The 3,483-nt window shown below is 46.4% G+C and carries 3 protein-coding genes and 1 pseudogene; all 4 read left to right on the forward strand.

Annotated features, from left to right (window positions below; translation table 11 throughout):
- Positions 1 to 381 (forward strand): annotated as a pseudogene (locus tag NWQ57_RS09565) (hypothetical protein); the annotation flags it as partial.
- Complete coding sequence (locus tag NWQ57_RS09570) at positions 378 to 1,058, forward strand: putative inorganic carbon transporter subunit DabA (protein WP_306021925.1); 681 nt, start codon at positions 378 to 380, stop codon at positions 1,056 to 1,058. The pseudogene NWQ57_RS09565 and the gene NWQ57_RS09570, both read left to right, overlap by 4 nt.
- Before the next feature lie 248 nt (positions 1,059 to 1,306).
- Positions 1,307 to 2,755 carry a putative inorganic carbon transporter subunit DabA gene (locus NWQ57_RS09575; protein ID WP_306021927.1) on the forward strand — a complete coding sequence of 483 codons (1,449 nt, stop codon included), beginning with the start codon at positions 1,307 to 1,309 and terminating at the stop codon, positions 2,753 to 2,755.
- A gap of 45 nt (positions 2,756 to 2,800) precedes the next feature.
- Positions 2,801 to 3,483, forward strand: a 683-nt coding sequence (locus NWQ57_RS09580; protein ID WP_306021926.1) for a DUF6671 family protein, incomplete at its 3' end; no start/stop codon positions are given.

The following is a 3,483-nucleotide window of genomic DNA, read 5'->3' on the forward strand; positions in this document are numbered from 1 at the left end:
ATTATGTTCTCGCTACTGTTTAGTCACCTATTCAAAACGGCCTATTGGTACTTAAGTATTCCGCTGAGTGCGAGCGTTTTTGCTGTTTTTTATGTGGTGCAACAAATGGCTATCAATCACTTTATCAGCGCTGCGCCCGTCGATTTAAGCATGGGGCAACTGGTTTGGGTTTCGTTGCTGTTTATCATCATGGGCAGTGTGTACTGGTTACTTAAATTGGCAGCAAAACGCCCTCTTAGCCAGCGTGTTTATCGCTGGTTATATGCAGGCTTTTATTTAGATGAATGGTCAACTCGTCTTACTTTGGCTATTTGGCCTACACAGCTCCCCAAAAAACATGTTGTTAGCACTACCCCTTATACACAGGAGAGATCTAAATGAGCCATGTCGCCCACCAAACATCAGTATTGAGTAGCGCGCAAATTGCGCGTTTGCAATTAGGCTGTCAAAAAATTGCGCCAAGTTGGCCTTTAGACAATTGGATCGCGGTCAATCCTTGGTGGCTCATGCACCATCAGCCCATTAGCGAGGTGAGCGCTAATCTGAATGTGCTAGCCGGTGCTAAGTGCATTATGCCAAGATCATACTTTTTGGCTCAGTGGCAACAGCAAATTAAACCTGCCCAACTCGCTCAAGCTATTGCAGAATCGAATCTGAACATTCAGCAGGACGATGCCTTAGCCTATTTAGAGGCTGAGAATGACAAACACGAGTTTTTAGCTTTTAGTCGATTACTTGATTTACAGCGCAATCCACAGCGCCAGATCAGCTGGCATGATGAAATTATTCACCAGATTTCGCAAACCGTCGCAAGCTATGCCTTATTAATGGAACAAGGCGACGGGCCACAGCAAGGTTTATACGAGTATTGGTGGCAACAAGTGATCCACGACAAGGGTATCAGTATTGTTATGGCTGCCCCAAAGCTCAGTAAAATCTTTGCTGAGTTACCTCACGACCCACAGCAAATTTTAGCCATGACCTTAGACGAACTCGAGATTGCGGCAGGCTATCAAACCGATTTTGCCCATGCCAAGTTACTTGATATTAGTGGCTGAGCATCTTCGGCCGCCCATCAGCAATGGCTAAAATCCGATGTTGCACTTGAACACATCAATTATGGCAATTCTTCGCTATCAGAATGGCCTGGGAATGGGTGTTGTATCGCTATATTACCCAGCAAGAAGCGACGCAACACCGAGTATTAATTCAGCGCTGGCATTAGCAATTTGTTGTTCTTCCTCTGCTGGTAGACCATGTAAAATCACAACAAGAAATCCTTTGGATTTGGCAACGGGCGGCAGAAATAGCCTATCAGCACAGCTTATTTGCAAACTTGCGACAGCGAGACGATGAAAAGCAAAGGCAAATTTTAAGCCCTGTTATGCAAGCAGCATTTTGTATCGATGTGCGTTCAGAGATCTATCGGCGGGCCCTTGAAGCTCAGCATCCTGATATTCAAACTCTCGGTTTTGCTGGCTTTTTTGGTTTGCCATTGTCTTTTTCTCCAAACGCAAACAGCTATCAACGACCTCAAATGCCTGGTTTACTCACCCCCAGTATTGAAGTCAGACAAGCCAAAGCAAATAAGGGTTTTAGTCGTGGCGTAGCGCAGTCCTGGGATACCTTTTCATCTTCATCCGTGTCCATGTTTAATGCTGTTGAGGCCAGTGGGTGGTTGTACGGTCTTAAAATGATCAAAAACACCTGGTTTGCAGGTAAGGCAAGCCATCCAATAAACGACAGTGTTAATGACACGCAGTGGCAACTGTACAAACAAGGAGTGCCACTCACCACGGCTGATAAAGTTAGTCTCGCCCACTCTGTGTTAACCGCCATGGGTCTGACCACACACATCGCGCCTTTCGTTTTGTTGGTTGGTCACGGCAGTCAAAGTTGTAACAACCATATGCAGGCGGCGTTAGACTGTGGCGCCTGCTGTGGACAAACTGGCGAAGTAAATGTTCGAGTATTAGCCAATATATTAAATGATACTGAAGTACGTGCAGGTTTAGCTCAGCAAGGTTTGCCCCTTGCAGATACAACGCAATTTATTGCCGCTTTGCACAATACCACCACTGATGACATTACCTTATGCAGTTATGCCGATGTACTGCCAAACGAGTACCAGCAATGGTTGAAACGTGCGTCACAGCAAACGCGTATTGAACGCGCTCGCCGGTTTAGCATTAATGCTCAACCAGAGCAGCGCAGCCGTGATTGGGCTGAACTACGACCCGAATGGGGTTTAGCCAATAACGCCAGTTTTATTGTGGCTAAGCGCCAACATACCAGACACTGCAACTTGCAAGGTCGAAGTTTTTTACATGATTACGATTGGCACACTGACACGGGTTTTCGCACCTTAGAGTTGATCTTGACAGCACCGATGATCGTGACCCACTGGATTAACTTTCAATATTACGCCTCGGTGACTGATAACTATCTATACGGCTCTGGCGATAAAACCTTGCATAACGTGGTAGCGGGTCACTTGGGTGTATTTGAGGGAAATGGCGGTGATCTCAGGGTCGGCTTACCCATGCAATCCCTGCATAATGGCCAGCAATGGATGCACCAACCCTTGCGCCTTAGTGTTGTCATCGATGCGCCACAAGAGGCGATTCAAACCCTTGTTGAGCGCCATGAAAGCGTGCGCCAATTGATTGATAATCAATGGCTGTATCTTTTTGCATGGCAACCACAACGTGGCAAAATAGCGCGCTTGCTGCAAGGAGTGTGGCACTATGTATGATCACATATATCTGTTTGGAATCGAAAAATATAGGGGCAATATTTAATGCCACATTCCTCTGTGCCTCGCGTGGTTGCGCTGCTTACTCGACACGGCAAAGGACGCGTTATTGCCCCTATTTTGCAAAACAAATTAAACTGGCGACTGCACACAAGCGATGCCTTTGATACCGATCAACTTGGCACTTTTAGTGGAGAAACCCCACGCACCCTAACGGCCTCTGGCTGCGCGGAATATAAGGCGCGATTGGCCTGTGAATTAACCGGTTTATCCATTGGCTTAGGCAGCGAAGGCTCCTTTGATGCAGGGCCTTATGGAGGCTTGCTACCTTGGAATCAGGAATTACTTACCTGTGTTGATATAGACAACAACTGGCAAGTAACCGGCATTGCCCACGGGCCATCGTTTCATCAGCAACGTGTACTTAAGTCATCTGACAAACTATCCGAGTTTATTGAAGATATTCCCAAGGGTCAGGCGTTAATACTGTATCCTCAATCACGGCCAGCCGATACCTTATTTAAAGGTGTGCATGGCAAAGATAATATCCAAGCTGCATTTCAAGAATGCCAAGTTAGATACTCTGAAGCAGTTGTTGTTGAATATGATTTACGTGCCATGCACTGCCCTGAGCGTTTGAACAGAATCTCCCAAGCGACTGAAAATTTGTTTGCGCGTTTACAATGTTGTTGCCCTAATTGTAAACGACCGGGCTTTTGGCCTGATCA

This window comes from Paraglaciecola sp. (assembly GCF_030730205.1).
Lineage (GTDB): Bacteria > Pseudomonadota > Gammaproteobacteria > Enterobacterales > Alteromonadaceae > Paraglaciecola.

Bases quoted from the DNA above. Each gene is read 5' to 3' on its own strand.
- NWQ57_RS09570 (WP_306021925.1), top strand. From the start codon at position 378: ATGAGCCATGTCGCCCACCAAACATCAGTATTGAGTAGCGCGCAAATT.